This window comes from Halobaculum saliterrae (genome assembly GCF_009831625.1).
Classification (GTDB): domain Archaea; phylum Halobacteriota; class Halobacteria; order Halobacteriales; family Haloferacaceae; genus Halobaculum; species Halobaculum saliterrae.
Map to the genome: position 1 here is coordinate 90,064 of NZ_WUUS01000012.1, position 18,353 is coordinate 108,416.

Annotated in this window: 19 protein-coding genes and 1 tRNA gene; 12 read left to right on the forward strand and 8 right to left on the reverse strand. The window is 57.0% G+C overall.

What is annotated here, in order from left to right:
- Nucleotides 1-68 precede the first annotated feature (68 nt).
- Genes GRX01_RS17130 through GRX01_RS17145 form a run of 4 tightly spaced genes read left to right on the forward strand, consistent with a single transcriptional unit; the run spans nt 69 to nt 4,553 of the window.
- Nucleotides 69-2,771 carry a heavy metal translocating P-type ATPase gene (locus GRX01_RS17130; RefSeq protein ID WP_159670543.1) on the forward strand — a complete coding sequence of 901 codons (2,703 nt, stop codon included), beginning with the start codon at nt 69-71 and terminating at the stop codon, nt 2,769-2,771.
- Complete coding sequence (locus tag GRX01_RS17135; protein ID WP_159670546.1) at nt 2,755-3,189, forward strand: hypothetical protein; 435 nt, start codon at nt 2,755-2,757, stop codon at nt 3,187-3,189. The genes GRX01_RS17130 and GRX01_RS17135 overlap by 17 nt, the downstream gene beginning before the upstream one ends.
- A gap of 23 nt (nt 3,190-3,212) precedes the next feature.
- Complete coding sequence (locus GRX01_RS17140) at nt 3,213-4,136, forward strand: cation diffusion facilitator family transporter (protein WP_159670549.1); 924 nt, start codon at nt 3,213-3,215, stop codon at nt 4,134-4,136.
- 24 nt (nt 4,137-4,160) lie between these two features.
- Nucleotides 4,161-4,553 (forward strand): SpoIIAA family protein, encoded by a 393-nt coding sequence (locus GRX01_RS17145; RefSeq protein WP_159670552.1) that lies wholly within the window; start codon nt 4,161-4,163, stop codon nt 4,551-4,553.
- 204 nt (nt 4,554-4,757) lie between these two features.
- Here the strand turns inward: GRX01_RS17145 and GRX01_RS17150 are convergent, their stop codons facing one another.
- The 4 genes from GRX01_RS17150 to GRX01_RS17165 form a co-directional block, all read right to left on the reverse strand.
- Entirely contained in the window at nt 4,758-6,080 is a 1,323-nt protein-coding gene (locus tag GRX01_RS17150) for an arylsulfotransferase family protein (protein WP_159670555.1), read from the reverse strand.
- Nucleotides 6,077-6,355, reverse strand: coding sequence for a DUF7521 family protein (locus GRX01_RS17155; protein WP_159670558.1), 279 nt, complete (start codon nt 6,353-6,355; stop codon nt 6,077-6,079). The genes GRX01_RS17150 and GRX01_RS17155 overlap by 4 nt, the downstream gene beginning before the upstream one ends.
- Entirely contained in the window at nt 6,352-6,729 is a 378-nt protein-coding gene (locus GRX01_RS17160; RefSeq protein WP_159670561.1) for a winged helix-turn-helix domain-containing protein, read from the reverse strand. The genes GRX01_RS17155 and GRX01_RS17160 overlap by 4 nt, the downstream gene beginning before the upstream one ends.
- Nucleotides 6,730-7,179: 450 nt before the next feature.
- Nucleotides 7,180-8,142, reverse strand: a complete 963-nt coding sequence (locus tag GRX01_RS17165) for a transcription initiation factor IIB (protein ID WP_159670564.1) — start codon at nt 8,140-8,142, stop codon at nt 7,180-7,182.
- Between the two features lie 177 nt (nt 8,143-8,319).
- On the opposite strand from GRX01_RS17165, the gene GRX01_RS17170 reads away from it, so the two are divergent.
- From GRX01_RS17170 to GRX01_RS17190, 5 genes are all read left to right on the forward strand, one after another.
- Nucleotides 8,320-8,859 carry a COX15/CtaA family protein gene (locus tag GRX01_RS17170; protein WP_159670567.1) on the forward strand — a complete coding sequence of 180 codons (540 nt, stop codon included), beginning with the start codon at nt 8,320-8,322 and terminating at the stop codon, nt 8,857-8,859.
- Between the two features lie 10 nt (nt 8,860-8,869).
- Entirely contained in the window at nt 8,870-9,613 is a 744-nt protein-coding gene (locus GRX01_RS17175) for a DsbA family protein (RefSeq protein ID WP_159670570.1), read from the forward strand.
- Nucleotides 9,603-10,040, forward strand: a complete 438-nt coding sequence (locus GRX01_RS17180) for a disulfide bond formation protein B (RefSeq protein WP_159670573.1) — start codon at nt 9,603-9,605, stop codon at nt 10,038-10,040. The genes GRX01_RS17175 and GRX01_RS17180 overlap by 11 nt, the downstream gene beginning before the upstream one ends.
- Nucleotides 10,041-10,128: 88 nt before the next feature.
- A complete protein-coding gene (locus GRX01_RS17185; protein ID WP_159670576.1) occupies nt 10,129-10,857 on the forward strand; it encodes a CPBP family intramembrane glutamic endopeptidase in 729 nt (242 codons plus the stop codon).
- 163 nt (nt 10,858-11,020) lie between these two features.
- Nucleotides 11,021-12,175 (forward strand): multicopper oxidase domain-containing protein, encoded by a 1,155-nt coding sequence (locus GRX01_RS17190; RefSeq protein ID WP_159670579.1) that lies wholly within the window; start codon nt 11,021-11,023, stop codon nt 12,173-12,175.
- Nucleotides 12,176-12,332: 157 nt separating this feature from the next.
- Here the strand turns inward: GRX01_RS17190 and GRX01_RS17195 are convergent, their stop codons facing one another.
- The 3 genes from GRX01_RS17195 to GRX01_RS17205 form a co-directional block, all read right to left on the reverse strand.
- Entirely contained in the window at nt 12,333-12,518 is a 186-nt protein-coding gene (locus GRX01_RS17195) for a DUF7333 family protein (RefSeq protein ID WP_159670581.1), read from the reverse strand.
- 282 nt (nt 12,519-12,800) lie between these two features.
- Nucleotides 12,801-13,553, reverse strand: a complete 753-nt coding sequence (locus tag GRX01_RS17200; RefSeq protein WP_159670584.1) for a DUF7260 family protein — start codon at nt 13,551-13,553, stop codon at nt 12,801-12,803.
- Nucleotides 13,554-13,656: 103 nt separating this feature from the next.
- On the reverse strand, nt 13,657-14,220 hold the full coding sequence (locus GRX01_RS17205; RefSeq protein ID WP_159670587.1) for a plastocyanin/azurin family copper-binding protein: 564 nt from the start codon (nt 14,218-14,220) through the stop codon (nt 13,657-13,659).
- Between the two features lie 98 nt (nt 14,221-14,318).
- Here GRX01_RS17205 and GRX01_RS17210 point away from each other — a divergent pair.
- The 3 genes from GRX01_RS17210 (at nt 14,319) to GRX01_RS17220 (ending at nt 16,193) form a co-directional block, all read left to right on the forward strand.
- Nucleotides 14,319-14,393 (forward strand) — tRNA-Glu (locus GRX01_RS17210).
- Nucleotides 14,394-14,409: 16 nt separating this feature from the next.
- A complete protein-coding gene (locus GRX01_RS17215; RefSeq protein ID WP_201289632.1) occupies nt 14,410-14,853 on the forward strand; it encodes a hypothetical protein in 444 nt (147 codons plus the stop codon).
- 128 nt (nt 14,854-14,981) lie between these two features.
- Nucleotides 14,982-16,193 carry a hypothetical protein gene (locus tag GRX01_RS17220; protein ID WP_159670590.1) on the forward strand — a complete coding sequence of 404 codons (1,212 nt, stop codon included), beginning with the start codon at nt 14,982-14,984 and terminating at the stop codon, nt 16,191-16,193.
- Between the two features lie 301 nt (nt 16,194-16,494).
- On the opposite strand, the gene GRX01_RS17225 is transcribed toward GRX01_RS17220, so the two are convergent.
- On the reverse strand, nt 16,495-18,353 hold a 1,859-nt coding region (locus GRX01_RS17225; protein WP_159670593.1), incomplete at its 5' end, for a heavy metal translocating P-type ATPase.

Consider the following 18,353-nt stretch of genomic DNA (forward strand, 5'->3'; position numbering starts at 1 on the left):
GGAGTTAGTATAATATGGGCATTTTATAGCAGCCGGATTAATAAACTTGTAGTGGCTAGCGGTGAGTGATGACCTCACCTGACGACGATTCCCACGACAGAAGTGGTGAACCACCGGATCACACCCACGAGCACGAAGAGGGGTCTCACGAGCATAGTCACAGGAATGATCACGACCATGGCGATCAGGAGCACACTGAACAGGCAGAACGGGGTGCCGATAGCGTTTCCCCACCAATCGAACAGGGGGAGGTTGCACAGTTCTCGGTCCCGGAGATGGATTGCCCATCCTGTGCGGGAAAGGTCGAGAACAGCGTCGAAAAACTGGACGGAATCCGCAGTGTCGACCCGCAAGTGACCACAGGGACGTTGACCGTCTCGTACGACGGCGAGGAAACGAGTTCAACTGCGATAGCTGGTCGGGTTGAAAAGGCCGGATACACCGTGGAGGACACTGGTGAGGTAACCTCGAAATTCACGGTTCCGGAAATGGATTGCCCGTCGTGCGCGGGCAAAATCGAAAACGCTCTCGACAGGGTGGAGGGAGTCACAACATACGAAACTCAGCCAACGACTGGAACCGTCGTTGTCACGTACGATTCATCGAGGGCTGGAGAAGCCGATGTCGTCGGTGCTATCGAACGGACCGGGTACGAGGTAACAGACACGTCGAGCGACGAATCAGTAAATCAGGAGGGGACTGAGGAGCGCGAAAACATCTGGACGAGCCCGCGGGCGCTCAAAACGTGGATTAGTGGTGGATTCGTCGCCCTCGGCTTGCTCTTCGAGTTCTTCCTGGTCGGGCAGAATATCCAGATTGCAAGTCTTCTCGGTACGGAGCTGCTCGTTGCCGACGTACTGTTCCTCGTTGCTGTCGCCTCCGGTGGGCAAGAGATCCTTCGCAACGGCTACTACTCGGCGCGGAATCTGAACCTCGATATTGATTTCTTGATGTCGGTGGCTATCCTCGGGGCACTCGTTGCGAGCCTGGCCTTCGGTGAGGCGCTCTACTTCGAGGCCGCCACCCTCGCGTTCCTGTTCAGCGTCGCCGAACTGTTGGAGCGGTATTCGATGGATCGCGCCCGGAACTCGCTCCGAGAGCTGATGGACCTCTCACCGGACGAGGCGACCGTCAAGCGAGAGGATAGCACAGAGACGGTTCCCGTCGACGAGGTTGCTGTCGGCGACGTGGTCGTCGTCAAGCCGGGAGAGAAAATTCCGATGGACGGGACCGTCGTCGACGGTGAAAGCGCCGTCAATCAGGCGCCCATCACGGGCGAGAGCGTACCCGTCGACAAGACGATGGGAGACGAAGTGTACGCCGGCACGATCAACGAAGCGGGATATCTCGAGGTGGAGGTTACCTCCGAAGCTGGCGATAACACGCTCTCGCGTATCGTGGAGATGGTCGAGGACGCCCAGTCGAACAAGACCGAACGGGAACAGTTCGTCGAACGCTTCTCGACGTACTACACGCCTGTCGTCGTCGCCTTCGCCATCCTGACGACGGTAGGAAGTCCGTACGTCCTCGGCACGACCTGGCCCACAGCCGTCGTCTACGGGCTGACGTTACTGGTATTGGCCTGTCCGTGTGCGTTCGTCATCTCGACACCTGTCTCCGTGGTGTCGGGCATCACGAGTGCCGCAAAGAATGGCGTCCTGATCAAAGGCGGCAATCACCTCGAAGCGATGGGAGCCGTCGACGTTGTCGCATTCGACAAGACCGGGACACTCACGAAAGGTGAACTCACCGTCACTGACGTCGTTCCATTGAACGAAAATTCAGAGGAGGACGTCCTTCGGTGTGCACGTGGACTCGAACAGCGGAGCGAACATCCCATCGGCGAGGCGATCGTCGCTGAAGCCGGCAGCATGGGGGTCGCCGAGCGCGAGATCGATGAGTTCGAGAGCATCACCGGCAAGGGCGTGCGTGCCGACCTCGACGGAACCCCCCATTTCGCTGGCAAGCCAGGACTGTTCGAGGAACTGGGTTTCGACCTCTCGCACGTTCACGCGACGACCGACGGGGGCGTCGTTACGCAGACAGCCCGTCAGATGTGTGACCGGAACAACTGTCTCGACCTCCTCGAAGAGACCGTCCCCGAACTCCAGGCAGAAGGGAAGACCGTCGTGCTCGTTGGAACCGAAGACGAACTCGAAGGCGTCATCGCGGTCGCTGACGAGATCCGGCCGGAAGCGAAGCGAACAGTGGCGCGACTCAAACAACTCGGCGTCTCCCGAACGGTGATGTTGACGGGTGACAACACGCGGACTGCCCGCGCGATTGCGGAACAGGTTGGTGTCGACGAGTTCCAGGCCGAATTGCTCCCCGAGGAGAAGGTGACCGCGATAGAGGATCTCGTCGACGAGTATGACGGCGTCGCGATGGTCGGTGACGGCATCAACGACGCACCGGCGCTCGCTACCGCCACAGTTGGCGTAGCGATGGGAGCTGCCGGTACTGACACGGCATTAGAAACCGCTGATATCGCCCTAATGGGAGATGACCTTGGAAAGCTCCCCTACCTCTACGAACTCGCACACGATGCGAACGACGTCATCCGGCAGAACATCTGGTCGAGTCTCGCCGTCAAAGCCGGTCTGGCAGTCGCAGTCCCATTCGGATACGTCCCTATTTGGCTTGCCGTCCTCGCTGGTGACGCCGGGATGACGACGGCCGTCACCGGGAACGCGATGCGGCTGTCACGGATTCGTCCGGACACAGCGACCGAAACTGGCTCTCTGGAGGGGGACAATGGGAACAGAGCCTGAAACAGACGTCGACCCCCGTTCCGACTCTCCCTCGCGAGACTATCCGTTCGGTCTGTCCTCTCGCCAGCTGTTCGTTCTCGTCGTCCTCGTTGGACTCATCGGTCCCGGCTTGGGCGTATACGCCCTCGAACAAGCCAACCTCTCTACAGTGGCTGATTTCGTCTGGATCGTTGGCTATGGGACGACCGTCTTGGTCGTCTGGTTCATCTGGCTTCGGCCGCTCGATTTCAGTGGCTCCTCTGCTCAGGACACATCACCTGCTACTGAATCCGAGCAGGTCGAAACAGAGAGCGAAGACCATGACGACGCTGAAACCGCAAACGCTGCCGAGGAACCGGATCAGTCCAATACTCCCCCAAACAAGAACACCTCGCAATCTTCCGCTCCAGAGAGAGCGGAGACCTCAGACTCGACATAGCGCCAGTTCACCGGAATCTATCGATGGCACTCCACGATCATTCGGACGACGATACAGCTTCATCTGATACCGGCAGGAGCATCCGTCGGCTTGCACTGGTCGCGATCATCAATTTCGTTGGTTTCGTCGTTGAACTGGCCGGTGGAATCCTGTTCGGGTCCGTCGCACTGATCAGCGACGCGATCCACATGCTGTTCGATATGCTGGCGTACGTGATGGCGTTCAGCGCCGGCTATACGGCTGAGCGGTTCGAAGGCGGTGAGACGTGGTCGTACGGGTTGCACCGCCTCGAGCCGGTCGCCGCCTTCCTCAATGGCGTGCTCCTCATCCCGATGGTCGCCTACATCGTCTGGGAGTCGTATCAACGGTTTCTCGCCCCCGTCAGTATCGATATTGGCCTGACACTCGTTATCGCTGTCGGTGGCCTGTTAGTCAATCTTGGCTCGGTGTACGTCCTCCAGGGCGACCAGATGAGCCTCAACGAACGTGGTGCGTTCTATCACCTGCTCGGAGATGCCGGTGGTTCTATTGCGGTCATCGTGTCGACCGTTGCCGTCGCTCTGTTCGATCTCCCGATCGCTGATCCCGCTGCCGCAATTCTGATTGCCGTCTTGATACTCTGGTCTGCCGGTCGGGTACTTCGAGAGAGTACGTCGATCCTCCTCCAACGAAGTCCGATCGCATCCGACGAACTCGAAGCCGAACTCACCGCTATCGAGGGCGTCGAACAAATTGCCGATCTGCACGTGTGGCAGGTGTGCAGTCAGCTGACCGTCGCCACTGTTCACGTGGCCGTGTCAGCGACATCGCTCGAAGAACAGCAAGAAATCCGACGCCGAGTTCACGATCACCTCTCTGGCCGAGGAGTCGACCACGCAACTGTCGAATTGGTCGGGGAATCCGATTCCGAGGATGGCCCGACTGGTTCGACGACCCACAGCCACTAACCGATGTCATCGGATACAACCCAGATGTTCGACGTGCTGGATGAAACGGAAGGTAACCTCGTCGCGATTCGTATCAGGCAAGGTACCCCTAAGGGATATCGGGAGCTGTACTCCCTTCTCAAAGAGAAGACCGGAAAATACGGGCAGATCCACGTCTACGAGGAAGTCCCAAACTGGACGTTCCGGACGTTTCTTACTCATTTCCATGGAATCGTTCCCGATCTCCGAGATGGCCCGGAGTTCGATATCGGCCGGTACGCGGCAGTCGGGGACTCGAAGTGGGCAAAGCTCCTCTTCGACTGGTGGCGTGTCATTCGACCGATCTGGCCAGTCGCACCGGAGGAGATGCGGTACTTTGAGCTGAACAACAGCGAAGAGGCCCTCAACTGGCTCCGGGACCGGTCCGGATACCGATGACCGGGTGAAGACAGCCAGTTCGGCGAAGAAATGGAATAGTCCGAGTCGTGCTGTTCATCTCACGATGCGACCGGTGTCGCGTCCGACTCCAGGCCTGGTACCTCGGGGATTGGTGGACTAGACAGCGCCTTACTAACTCAGGACATTCGCAAGGTTCTGCTAGGAAGGGGAGTTCAAGCCAATCACAGCCCGTTCTCGGCGGTCTCAATCTTGTAATCTGACGACTCCACCTGCGAGTATGAGGAGCATTGAAACGAGAGTTACGGCAAGTTGCGGCTCGCGAAACCAGAACGGTGTCGATGGAACGACCGCCCGAAGACCGACAAGCATGAGCGAAAGAATCGATACATCGTTAGACGGACTGTTGCCTATCGATGAGTTGACCGCGTAGCGAGGTGCATCAACCGATTCTCCCTCGGGAAGTCGATCTGCTTCATACGGAATCCGCTCAGTTTGCACACTCCAGACGACTGCCCCTGACTCGTTCACTTCGACGATCCGCCGATTCAACGTGTCCGTAATCAACGTATTTCCGTTCGAGAGCCGATCAGCATCTCGTGGCCAGTTGAACGCGATCCCACCCGCACCGTCGAGCGCCCATGCCGGCTTCCAGCTGCTATTATCAGTCCGGTGGAGTTCGACGACGCGGTCATTCTCGCTGTCGGCGACGAGAACAGCGCCATCCCCAAGCCATTGCGGGTTATGCTGATGATTCAGGACAGTGGGATCACCACACCGGACCTCCCCATCGTCGTCGTAATCGGTGAGTTGACCGGATTGGCGGCAGTTGCCATCGTTTGAATCGGTTGTGTCCTCGTTGATGACATCAATGACTCCTTCACCACGCTCGACAATCAGGAGCTGGTTGGCGTTGCGGACCGAGACTAGGTACCGGCCCTCGTCGATGACGTCGACGTCGTTGATGTGCAGCCAGTCAGTTTTCGTCGGATTTGGAGGCGCGTCATAGAAGGAACTCGCGTTCCACTGCCATGTGATCTCGCCGTTTTTGACGGTAAAGATACGCTCGTACTCCATGTCCGTGAGCAGGTATTCGCCGGACTGGAGCCGTTCGACATCGTGAACTTCGCTGTTCTTGTTTGTTCGCACCGGGAAGCTATACTCCGAAAACACCTGAGGGTCGGGGCCCGGGCTAATGACCCGAAATCCCGTTCGAGTACAGGGTGACTCGTACGGACCACACGAAGTGTATCCGCTGTCCATAAAACCTGCTAACACCGTTCCATTCTCTGTTTTTGTGACGTCGAAATAGCTATCGGCACTCGATTCACGCCATGTGCTGTTCGTGCCGTTAAGCAGGTAGACGCTCCCGTATTCATGCCATCCCGGGCCACCCCCCTGAGAACCGACCAAGGTTCGAGAAGCCGGACCTGTCTCCGAAGCCGTCCCAATAGCAGGGGCGAGTATTGCACTGCTACTAATGGTGAGAACGAACAAAACCACGCCGAAAAGGATCAGATAGTCACCCCGACGCAAATCAGGTACGCCAAAGTTCGGAACGGAGTTCATTTCTGGATATGAAGGGAGTACATGATAACTGCAAGGCCAAGCGCGACAAACACACTGTTGATGAGTACACCACGGGCTAGCGAGACAGAAAAGAACTGGTTGGCCACACCAGTCAGTAGAGCGCCGAGCGTGATGACACCGAATCCGATACCCAGAATACGGAGCGAATTCTCACCCGTTCGTCGATAGGCTTTGAACGCGATGTAGGTGATCCCACCCCCGAGAAGTAGGATTACGAACTTAACCACCGCAATCGCGGTTATGACTCCGTTCATACCTCGTCCCCCATCATCGACCAGATGTCTGCAAGCCGTTCGTCGGTAGACTGCGGTGGCCGTTCGACACTCACCGAAAACTCGCCTGTGTCGTCCATTGAAATCGTCACGTCATCGAACGACCGTTCGTAATGGGTGACGCGTCCGCCACCTGGGTTGATCGTATCCCGCTCTCGTACAAGAGAAGCGGAACTGAGCAGTTCTAATTTACGATACAACGTCGACTTGGGGATGTCACAGGCGTCGATGAGTTCGTTCGCAGTCATGGGTTCAACGGTTTCACGGAGAATGGCCCGGCACTCGGGATCATCCAGCGCATCGAGGACATCCTGCAACTCCGGCGTGTCCTCTGACGACACTGAATTGTCTCCCATTATCTGATTATACGCGTTCGTCGGGATATGGTGTCCGATTGTCGTTCGAGAACTCGCCCGACAGTACAAATTCATAACAGATTGAATCTCTCCGCTCATAACGGAGGAGCTGTCGGAAGAGTCGCGAGACGAGAATCGACATAGTGACACTGGTAGCGGGGTGTTATGACCGGTGTTCCGTTTCGAGTCGTTGTTGCCCCTTTTCAGTGATTTCGTAGAGGCCTCGGCCGAGCGGACGGATACACTCGTCAGTATGGAGATTGGCACATGTCTGGTCGACAGTAATCGGATGTCCATCGACGGCATTAGCGATCTCCATCACGTGACAAGGCGACCGATCAGCAAGCATTTCCAAAACGTCAATGTCGGTTTGGAGTGAGAATTCGTTCATTTTAGAACTCGGACTCTGGGTGAATCACGAGCTGTACGCCGTCCGAACAAGCCGCCCGGTCAGTCATGCTCCGCGTACACCTCGAGAAGTTCCTGATATCGATTTCGGATCGTTACTCGACTCACGTGGGCCACCTCACTTACCGTCTCCTGTGTGAGCTGTTCGTTGGTGAGATGGGTCGCAGCATACAGAGCGGCCGCCGCCAATCCAGCAGGGCTCTTCCCACTGTGGACGGCATTATTTGTTGCCACCTCAAGAAGTTCTCGAGAGCGCCGTTCTGCTTCGTCGCTCACGTCAAGTGATGACGCGAATTGTGGAATATACCGAGTCGGATTTTCCGGCTCGATTTCCAACCCGAGTTCACGGGAAAGATATCGGTATGCTCGCTGGATCCGTATTTTTTCGACACGGCTCACGTCAGCAAATTCAGTCAGGGTCCGTGGCATTCCGTGCTGTCGGGCAGCCGCATACAACGACGCCGTCGACATTCCCTCGATTGACCGACCGGGGAGCAGGTCCTCCTCTACAGCACGCCTGTATAGGACACCGGTGGTTTCCCGAACCGATTCTGGAAGCCCGAGAGCAGACGCCATCCGGCTGATCTCACCGAGCGCTTGCTTGAGATTCCGCTCGTGGGCATCCTTCGTCCGGAACCGCTCGTCCCAGGTCCGAAGGCGCTGTAATTGAGCACGTTTTCGACCAGAAACCGCCTGTCCGTAGGCGTCCTTGTCCTGCCAGCCGATAGTCGTGCTCAGCCCCTTGTCGTGCATCAGTTGCGTCGTCGGAGCACCGACCCGACTCTTTTCATCGCGTTCGTCCGACGTGAAAGCACGCCACTCGGGCCCGTGGTCAACCCGGCTACCCTCGAAAACCAATCCGCAGCTCTCACAGGTCGCTTCTCCCCCGTCACCACCGTGGGTGATTTGGCCTTGACACTCGGGACACGTATCCCCTTCAACAGACTCCGAGCTCCGCTCGCGGCCATCTGACGTCCGTTCGCGTGTATGTTTTTGATGTATCATAAACTTCGCACGGATAGGTGGTCTCCCAACAAATCGTGGGTCTTCTTACCAATACCGTGGGATGGATCCGCATTGAATAGATGGCGGAATCCCAGTCGATGGGAATCCGACGTATACCTTTGTCACCACGGCTTCAACAATTCATATCGCAATTTGGTATCTCCCCTCAACCGATATATGTCTCAACATTCAACGATCTCGGACTACCTGCGAAAGACGATTTCAGAGATTCCGGTCAAGTACGGGCACATCGCCAGCCTAACGCTGGTTCTGACGTATATCGTCATGCTTCTCGGTGCCTACACGAGCGCGATCGGTGCCGGACTCTCTTGCCCCGACTGGCCGGCCTGCTATGGCACCTGGGTCCCCTTCCTTCAGCCCGGCATCATCGCAAATTCGCCATACTCTGCCCTCCAGATATTCGCTGAATGGGCGCACCGGGGCCTTGCGATGACTGCTGGCCTGTTTATTACAGGGACAGCAGTTGGGGCGTGGGTCGTCTATCCAGACGATTCGCTAGTCAAATGGTCCGCAACAACGGCACTCGTCTTACTTCCAATTCAGGTCGTACTCGGAGGATTAACTGTCACAGAGAACCTCAAACCGATAATCGTCACGACGCATCTCGGAGTCGCCACGCTCATTCTCCTCAGCCTGCTCACAACCGTGCTCACGACTTACGTTCGTAACGAAAGAATTCAGAAATCCACCGCGTAATTGAAGAAATATGACCGATACCGAACGTAACTCAACCCAGTGTACGTCATCTGTCGGAGAACGTAGACTACTAACGCGACGCCGGTTCCTCGCGGCAAGTGGAGTAATTGCACTCAGTGGATGTCTCAGTGGCGAAGACACGGGGTCACCAGATACTGAGGTAGAGGGACCAGTAGCAAACGCACCGATCCCCGACGACCCCAGATCGTTCACGTACGCAAGGACAGGATCGGCTGATCGACCAACTGTGACCTATTATGGAAACTGGAAATGTCCGTACTGTGCGGATTTCAGCACGGGTTTCCTCGGCGATATCATCACAGACTACGTTGAGCCCGGTGACGTCAACCTACAATTCCGTGCGTTAGCCTACATTGACGGCGAGCCATTCCTCGGCCCTGATGCCCCTCGTGCTGCTCAAGCTGGACTCGCAGCCTGGAACGTGGGGCCTGAAACCTACTGGCGATACCACGAATACGTCTTCGCCAACCAACCACCAGAGAGTGCGACGTGGGCGACCACTGACAAACTCGTATCATTCGCCGAGGAAGCTGGAGTACCGGAGACGGGACAGCTCCGAACGAAGATTCAGGAGCAGGCCTACGAATCACCGATTCGGGAGACCAGTCAGGCAGCAGCCGACGCAGGCGTTTCGGGAACCCCGGCCCTCGTAATTGATGGTGAGACGGTCAACCCGCTGAGTGACGAACAACGAACCCGTACCCTCATCGAGCAACTCGCAGATGGTTCATGACCGACTCCGCCTCGTATTGGCCAGTGCTACCCTCATCGCCGGGATCGCAACAGCGGGGAGTCTCTGGTTTAGCCTCGGTCTCGGATTGGCACCCTGTGACCTCTGTTGGTACCAACGAATCCTGATGTACCCGCTAGTCGTCATCCTCGGTGTCGCAACAATCGAAGCCCGTCCTGCAGTCTGGCGGACTGTTATTCCGCTTTCAGTCCCCGGGGGAGTGACCGCAGCGTATCACTCGATACTACAGGTGACGACAACCACCTGCTCTTTCGAAGGGTCGTGTGCAGCTGTCCAGTGGCAGGCACCGATACTCGAGTTGACGATTCCGAACCTCTCTCTTCTCGCATTTCTATTCGTCACAGCCACAGGGCTCATCTGTTCGAGAATGACTGTGAACCGGAACGAGGCGACAACACACAAACTATGAGAGAACCCAACGATAACTCACAAACACGATTGAGTACCGAAGCTCCGCGTATAGCTTGTACAGTTTGCACCATTCTCAGCTTCCTCAAATGACGGAATCAACCTCACGGATCCGCTCCGTTGTGACTGCGATTGGACTCACATACGGCTCCACGATCATCGGCTCGGTCGTCGTCGCTGCCGCTGCCACGTTGCTGGCTGTATTCGGGATCGATGTCACAGCTCGTCCATCGTTGCGTCTCGTGTTGAGTACAGTCCTCTTGCAAGGGGTAACGTTCGGAGGGCTCGCTGTCCTCTATCTCAAATTCCGCGATCTCGACGTCGACTTCGTTCCGCTTACGATTCCGGACAGGCGCGATGTGGCCGTGACCATTGCCGGAATAGTTACGCTCCTCGGCCTGCTCGTAATCGCGTCGAGGATCATCTCCTCATTCGGACTCGAATCGGCGCAAAATCAGATCGTAACGATTGGTCAGCAGAATCCAGCAGTGTTTCTACTGCTTGTTCCTCTCTCGTTTCTGTTGGTCGGTCCAGGCGAGGAATTACTATACCGGGGGCTGGTTCAGGGTACACTCCGAGAAACCCTGCATCCAGCCCGTGCAATCGTTCTTGCAAGCGCCCTCTTTGCGTCGATCCATCTCTTCTCACTGACCGGTGAAGGGAAGTTGGTGTACGTCGGTATCGCGTTCGTTCTCGCCCTGGTACTGGGCGCAACCTACGAGTACACCGACAACCTCGCTGTCCCGGCCGTGATTCACGGAGCATACAATGCGGTACAATTTGCGAGCGCATACCTGACAGCGACGGGCGGGATATAACAGCTCGCCAATCTTTGATCCCCGGTAATGGATTCACGACAGCATCATAGAGCTTCACCTGCGATACCCATCCGGCTGTTGCCGAACATATCCACGCGCTGTCCCGTGAATTGGGACTCCCCCGTCCCCCTATGTTGGGGCTCTACAAACCATCGAATGTATTATGACCACACGTATCGGTGCCCCCGGAACCGGACTGTCGCGGCGGGAATTTCTCGCTGCGACCGGCGTGACCAGCGTTTCGGCGCTGGCGGGCTGTTCAACAAGTGGAGCTGACGAATCGGCAGCAGCCACCGACACACCGACTGAAACACAAGCCACATCGGCTGACCTCCCCTACACCAGTCCTCCAGCGGTTGTCGACGTCGACGAGCAGGGAGGCGAAGTAACGATGCGGACCCAGCAGGCCCGACACGCGGTCCACCCGCTCGATACGATGGGTGGCCCCGTCGAATTCCCACGCGTCTGGGCGTTCCAGGCCGACGACAACGACCCCAGCGTCCCAGGTCCGATACTCAGAACGACTGAGGGTAACGCGATGGAAGTGACACTCGACAATACCGACGGCAGACGCCCCCACACGATTCACTTCCACGGGGTACGCAAAACGTGGGAGAACGACGGCGTCCCGACGACGACCGGAATTCAGGTCCCGCCGGGTGAGACGCATACCTACGAGATTCCCGCTAACGTCCCTGGAACGCATTTCTACCATTGTCACTTCCAGACCCACCGGCATATCGACATGGGCATGTACGGGATCTACCGAGTTGATCCCGAAGGCTACGAACCGGCGGACCGCGAATACTTCATGACGATCAAGGACTGGGATTCGCGGGTTCCGCGGAAGTGGGCCGGTGAGGCGGACTTCACATACAATTCGGCCAGTCGTAATCCGGACGTGTTCACCGTCAACGGGAAGAGCGCACCCCGGACGCTGCACCCCGAAGAAGGGTCACCGATCATCGTCGACGAGGGCGACTCAGTTCGTATCCACCTCGTTAACGGTGGGTACATGTCGCACCCGATGCACATCCATAACCACCGCTTCCAGCGTGTCGAAAAGGACGGCGGGACGATTCCGGAGGCTGCCCGCCACGACATGGACGTCACGAACGTTGCCCCTGCTGAACGACACACGATCGAATTTACTGCCGATGCAGACCCCGGTATCTATTTGATGCACTGCCACAAGGTCAACCACGTCATGAACGGCACGTTCTATCCCGGCGGGATGCTTACCGGCGTGGTCTATCGGTCCGTCATGGATACGGACATCTTCAACCAGCTTATGGAGTACGCCGGTTACTCCACGTAGAGACGCTCTACACGACGACCAGGACTGGGTCTAACTGAACGATAGGGGTTACCCGGCTCTGGTGGATCCCTATTGCATCGAAATAAATCTGAATCAACACAGCTGGGGGGCTAGCATGGACCATAACCCAGCGGACTGCGGCTACTGAGTCAGCCTATTATGGACTGGCGCGGAACTCGCCATGTTTCATTCCCAGGAAGAACGCGATGACCGAGAAGACAATCATCGAGGGTAGAACCATCATAAAGACCGTCGAGGAGGTCATCACGGTCGTGAGCGCAATCGCCGCGACAGCGACAATTACGACGAGGGGAGCCACCGAGCGCACAAAGTCGAATTCCATATGTACTGTTGTGACCGGATAGACAAAACCGTTAACAAAGTAGATTTGCTGGAAACCGGCACTGACACGGGGCGAGCGGAAGCCACCCCTTCACAGTAGTTGATGAAGTCGATTATTTGATGTGTTTGACGCCCACTCACGCCGATTCTGAGAGCCGTGCACCTGGTCCACGGGGTCCTTCGATTCCATCGCCGAATTTGCCAGCACTAATCGCAGCCAAATCAGCAACTACTGTTCAGCCATGGGAGGACGTCAAGACTGAGTAGGAGGTGAAAGAGAGAACTACTCATATTGGGAGATGATCTCCAAGATATCGACAAACGTCGCCAATACCGGATAGTCAACCTCCAGACCCTCATAGAGGTACGAACAGAGGTCAGTGTAGGCGTCCACGTCTGCCGACCGATCGATTCGATGAGCGTGGATTTCCTCCTGCCGTTGCTGGATCCAGCTCTTACATTCATCATTCAACGTGTGAAGCGTGTCGTATCGATCAGTCAGTTCAGTATCTGAGATTCCCTGTGATTCCGTAGAATCAAGTTCTACTATCGTCTCTCGAATCTCTTGAACTGTAGACTGTGCGTCTTTGAGCGTAGTGAATTCAGCCTGGAGCGTCTCCAGAAAGACCCAGCGGTTGTCAATACACTGCTGTGCGGCCTCGAGGAGTCGTTGTTTGATGAGCGGTGAGAACGTAGTCGCTTCTGAAATTAGAACCAGCACATCGATCCCGAATTCGGCACTGAGGCACGCCTCGAACGAATCACCGTACACGTCGCCGTAGTGGTCGACCGCCATCACAGTATCATGATACCACGGCTCGATGGTATCACGAACCGACTTCTCTTCGGATGTAAGGTTCTGATTCATTCCAACAACTGACCGTTCGAACCGTGGAGTCTGTGTTTCGACAGTCTGAATACGCTGGCGAAACCGTTGGAAGGCTTGACATTCGCGTTCGATCTCGCGTCGTTCTCGCCGAACACTATCGAGGGCAGCATCCGTGTATGTCGGCCACGAGCCTTGTGCGAGCGTCATCGACAGCGTATGTCTCGATACTGTCGGTCCGAAGCACAGTCAATGTCAGCCATATGGTGTACAAGTGATTCCGGAGCGCACAGCTCGCAGTGTACGCGGCCGCCTATCCGGAGAAGGAGCTGTACGAGACGCTGCCTTGATCAACGATGGTCTGGCTTTCGGGAACGTCTCCATCCGGCGGCATACTCCCCTCCGCCGGACCGCCGGGTTCGCCGACGACAATCCGACCAACCATCCCTAGGGACTTGTGCGGGATACAGAAATAATCGTACGTGCCCGTGGTCTCGAACGTGTGCTCGAACGTTGCACCCTGTTCACTCAGAACCTCACTGTTGAACGCTTCCGCTCCGTCGGGAATCCGGGTAACTGATGCTGTGCTCGTTCCCTCTTTGTAGGCGGTTGCCGAGTGACTCCCACTCTGGATTTCGAACGTGACTGTCTCACCGGATTCGATGAACAGACCGATGGGATCGAAATAGTACTCGCTCCCTTCGGTGACCATCATAACGGTATTCGAGTCTCCTGACCCACCAGCTGTCTCCGGCGTTTCAGTCGTGGTCGGCTCACCGCCACCATCTCCGTTCCCCGAACTACTGCATCCGGCGAGACCAGTTACGCCACCTGTAGCAAGAATTCCAGCTGTCTTGAGGACTTGTCGACGCTCCATACCGTTTTATCAAAGACCCCAACATAAGGGGAAACGGCGGATTCCCACTGGGTAGGACACCGGTCGTATTTGAAATACTGAGGCCCCGATGTAGATGTGCTCCGTTAGTGTAGCTCGGCCAATCATCTCGGTATCTCACGCCGAGGACCGAGGTTCAAATCCTCGACGGAGCATCCCTGCTCCATTGCAATGGTCTCCTCAGACTCCTCACAGATGGCCGCCGCACAACAAGACACCAAGGAACACATTTTGACCCGCTATTCCGCCGTAGAGATCGGTACAATCACCAGCCCATGTCTAACTATTCTTGCAACCGCAACGGTGGTATACGGCTGGCCACTGACCGTACTCGGATGGTTTGTATCCGGCTTGTTCGGACTTCTTGTCGCAGTAGCTTCTGACCGGACGTCAGTGGTCGAGTTCAGTCTCATCAAGTGGCCGCAGCCGGAGTCGAGAGGCGAACTAGCGGTGAATGCGATTGCATACAACGGCGTCTTGATTCTTGGAACCGTGCTTGGGCAGATCGCGTGGACAGTGTCGACTAGTCTCCTACTCGCTGCAGGGGTTGGAGCCGTTCTTCCGGTCTGGTTTCTGAAGCATATACAGTTCATCGTCTTTCTGGACGACGAGTGAATTTACTGTACCGCCCATAATTTCGGAAAAGGTCATGCTTCCATCCAGTATGATACAGCGGCAGTTAAATCCGGGATATCAGAGGTAGATTAGTCAGGTAGAAGTGGCTCCCTGCTCAAGTTTGAATAATGTCATCGGAAGGGCGTCAACCACGGGAGGAACCTCCTCGTGGACAGACCTCTCGAATCGGGTCTGTTCGGCCACTCTCTGTATTTCTCGCCGCGATCTTCACGCTAACTCAAGTTCCCGTCGCGTCCGCCCACGGTACAACCGGAAGCGGTGGACTCTCGCAAGGACACGGTATTATTCTTATTCTCGTCGGTGCTGTCATCCTCGGCGGATTCATCCTTCTCAAACGGACTGATCGTGTCACGCCGACAACGGCGCTTTACGGCGTATTCGTCGGAATCGCTATCACCGCGCTCGGAGCCGTTCTCTTCGAAGGGCTCTCCCCAGATCCGACATATACTGCGAGTTCGATGCCCTTCCCTCGAGCGTGGTATCAGCCACTGGCCCTGCTGAGTGGCTTAGGTATCATGGTCGTGAGCTTCATTATTGGGTGGCTCCGCTGGCCATCCCGGCCGCGGTACACATTTCTCGGCATACTTATGGGATTGTGGATTTCCTATCCATACCTCCTTCCTGGACTGGCAAGCGATACACATCCACTCGGATACGCTATCGTCCTCGGAACGCCAATCATGGTCGGCTATGTTGTCTGGAAGGACGCAGGAGGTGTCATTCGCGCAGTTTTGCGTGATCCGGTTGCGCGTCGCTTCGGCATCGGCGTTGGTGTCGTGTTAGCGCTCTTTTTCGTTTCCGTGACGGGGTACCTCTCGTTTTTCCCCGAGGAGGGCTTCCCCGAAGAGGTGACGGTCGTCGTTCTACCCGCAATCTATCAGCTAGTATCGTGGCCCACCCTCGAAATCGCGATTCCGCATCTCCCGTTCATACATATCCCGTTCTTCCTAGCCCTGTCACCCGGCCAGGTCATCGTCGTCGGGATGCTAAGCGCACTCATCGGATTAAACGCCGCTCTAATAGCCCGTCACTGGCGCGTCGAGGAACGAGCCGGCATGACCGAAGGGACCGCCGGAAGTGCTGCAATCGTCGGGACGTGTACCTGTGGCTGCTGTGGGCCACTCGTCGCGAAGATCGCGGTACTTGCTGCCGGGCCATCGATTGCCGCCCCTCTCTACTGGGTGTTCGTCGATTCGGCCTCGCCGCTCAGTGCAGTATTCATCGTTGGAAGCTTCGTCCTCTTCACCGGAAGTCTGATCTACTCGGTCCAAGCAGCCCGACAGCCCGATCAATCGGCTGCCATCATCCCGGCGGACTGAGGTAAGGTATCTACCGTGATCTCACGGTACCTAGGGGGTACAAATGTCTCAATATATGAACGGGAAACGTCGTCAGTACGTGTTTTTGGTACTGGCAGCGGTACTGATCGTTGTCGGTACCCTCGCGACCGGCTTCCTCCCGTCGACCCCGTTCTACCAGATCTTCTCTGGAGCTATCATCGTCGCAGGCTTTGCGGTCGGGTACGCGGGCCTCAGTGTCTTCGAACTTCTCAAATGAAGCGATATGAACCGACTCCACCCGGTTACAGCAGGTATCTGCCGCTTCGCGGGGTTAGAGCTGCTACTCGGTAAGCAGGTCTCGAAACGAATTCGCCGCGAGGAGACCGCCGGTCGCCACGACCGCTCCCATCGCAAACACCGGATTTAGCAACCCCGTCGCTGCAAGGGGCATCGTGAGCCCATTGTAGAGCAGCGCTAGCCCGTTGTTCTGTTTGACACGCCGACGAGCTGCATCTGCGAGGTCGAACGTCGTCCCCACCGCTGCGAGGTCGTCATCGACGAGAGAAATATCCGCGGCATCGGACGCGAGTGCCGTTCCACCACCGAGCGAGATTCCCAGGTCTGCGGTCGCAAGAGCCGGTGCATCGTTCGTTCCATCACCAACCATCGTAACCTGTCCCCGGGACTGTAACCGCCGGATCGTCGCGGTCTTGCCTGCCGGCGGGACCCCCGCAAACACGTGACCGATGCCAGGATGACTGTCGAGAAAGTCAGTGGCAGCCTCGTCATCACCGGTCAGAACGACGATCTCGATATCACGGTCATTCAGCTGCGTGAGTGTGTCATCCCAACCTGCCCGTGGTTCGTCGCCCACGACGATGACACCCTCTGCATGACCGTCACGACCGACGACGACCGGAAGGTGACCGGCCGTTCGTGCCTCTGCGGCACGCGTCTCGATCCGCTCGCTAACCGACCACCCCAGTTCTGCGAAGAGATCGAGATTCCCTACGAGAACGCGCGTGTCCTCGACGACTCCTTCGACGCCGGTCGCGTGGCTCGTGAATTCAGTGATGTCAGCTGCGTACTCGTGGTCACTGCCATCGGCAACCCCCCCATCGGCTCTCGAGCGATCGCCCTCCTGATTCCTTTGTACAAACGTATTCACGATTGCGTCGGCCGCTGGGTGGGATGCTCGCTGTTCGAGGGCCGCGACGATTGCAAGCAGATCCGACGGTGCATCCGCCTCGAGGACATCCATCTGGCCGGTCGTGAGCGTCCCCGTNTTGTCGAAGACGACGACGTCGACGTCCCGAAGGCGCTCGAAGACGGTCTCGTCGAAGATGACGATGCCCCGCTCTACCGCTTGTTCGATACTGGTTGCCACCGAGAGCGGGGTTGCCANGCCAAGTGCCCACGGACACCCCACCAAGAGAACTACCAGCGCCGTCAGGACGGCGACGGGAATGCCAGCCCCCACCAGAAGCGACCCCAATCCAGCGANTACCGCCCCACCGACGACGANCGGGATGATGACTGACGCGAGCCTATCGGCCTGCCGCTGGACACCGTGATCCCCACTCTGGAGATTCCAGACAGAGGTGATGAGGCGATCGATACTACTGGTTGTCTCANCGCTCACCGTGAGGACAGCAGCCCCATTTGTGACGATCGCCCCGCCGACGACCTCGTCCCCAGCTTGTTTCGATACCGGTAGCGACTCGCCCGTCACGATCGCTTCATCGACCGTGCACTCACCCTCAGCGAGAACACCATCGACTGGGATGCGTTCGCCCTCACGGACGAGAACCCGTTCCCNGGGTTCAAGACCGTGTACGTCGACCATCGTCGTCGTCCCATCGGCGCCATACCGCCTGGCTTTGGTGACGTGGGAGATAGTGAGATTAGTCAGGCGATCCATCGCCCGCTGCTTGCTCAGTGATTCGTAGAAGATGGCAGCCACCACACTCGCGGCAACCACGATTGTGAGATCGTAGAAAATATCGATCCGACCGAGGAGAAAGGCGATCGTACTGTACACGTAGGCACTCACGATGGGGAGTGCGACAAGCAGGTCCGTGTTCGGCTGTCGCATCTTCAGACTGACATATGCACCCTGTAACAGCGGAAGGCCGGTGAACACGAGGACGACACCCGTCAGAACGAGAAAGAGCGGCAGGATCAACAGGCCATCTCCAC

Coding starts and splice junctions, on each gene's coding strand:
- GRX01_RS17130 (WP_159670543.1), top strand. CDS start 69: ATGACCTCACCTGACGACGATTCCCACGACAGAAGTGGTGAACCACCG.
- GRX01_RS17135 (WP_159670546.1), top strand. CDS start 2,755: ATGGGAACAGAGCCTGAAACAGACGTCGACCCCCGTTCCGACTCTCCC.
- GRX01_RS17140 (WP_159670549.1), top strand. CDS start 3,213: ATGGCACTCCACGATCATTCGGACGACGATACAGCTTCATCTGATACC.
- GRX01_RS17145 (WP_159670552.1), top strand. CDS start 4,161: ATGTTCGACGTGCTGGATGAAACGGAAGGTAACCTCGTCGCGATTCGT.
- GRX01_RS17150 (WP_159670555.1), bottom strand. CDS start 6,080: ATGAACTCCGTTCCGAACTTTGGCGTACCTGATTTGCGTCGGGGTGAC.
- GRX01_RS17155 (WP_159670558.1), bottom strand. CDS start 6,355: ATGAACGGAGTCATAACCGCGATTGCGGTGGTTAAGTTCGTAATCCTA.
- GRX01_RS17160 (WP_159670561.1), bottom strand. CDS start 6,729: ATGGGAGACAATTCAGTGTCGTCAGAGGACACGCCGGAGTTGCAGGAT.
- GRX01_RS17165 (WP_159670564.1), bottom strand. CDS start 8,142: ATGATACATCAAAAACATACACGCGAACGGACGTCAGATGGCCGCGAG.
- GRX01_RS17170 (WP_159670567.1), top strand. CDS start 8,320: ATGTCTCAACATTCAACGATCTCGGACTACCTGCGAAAGACGATTTCA.
- GRX01_RS17175 (WP_159670570.1), top strand. CDS start 8,870: ATGACCGATACCGAACGTAACTCAACCCAGTGTACGTCATCTGTCGGA.
- GRX01_RS17180 (WP_159670573.1), top strand. CDS start 9,603: ATGGTTCATGACCGACTCCGCCTCGTATTGGCCAGTGCTACCCTCATC.
- GRX01_RS17185 (WP_159670576.1), top strand. CDS start 10,129: ATGACGGAATCAACCTCACGGATCCGCTCCGTTGTGACTGCGATTGGA.
- GRX01_RS17190 (WP_159670579.1), top strand. CDS start 11,021: ATGACCACACGTATCGGTGCCCCCGGAACCGGACTGTCGCGGCGGGAA.
- GRX01_RS17195 (WP_159670581.1), bottom strand. CDS start 12,518: ATGGAATTCGACTTTGTGCGCTCGGTGGCTCCCCTCGTCGTAATTGTC.
- GRX01_RS17200 (WP_159670584.1), bottom strand. CDS start 13,553: ATGACGCTCGCACAAGGCTCGTGGCCGACATACACGGATGCTGCCCTC.
- GRX01_RS17205 (WP_159670587.1), bottom strand. CDS start 14,220: ATGGAGCGTCGACAAGTCCTCAAGACAGCTGGAATTCTTGCTACAGGT.
- GRX01_RS17215 (WP_201289632.1), top strand. CDS start 14,410: ATGGTCTCCTCAGACTCCTCACAGATGGCCGCCGCACAACAAGACACC.
- GRX01_RS17220 (WP_159670590.1), top strand. CDS start 14,982: ATGTCATCGGAAGGGCGTCAACCACGGGAGGAACCTCCTCGTGGACAG.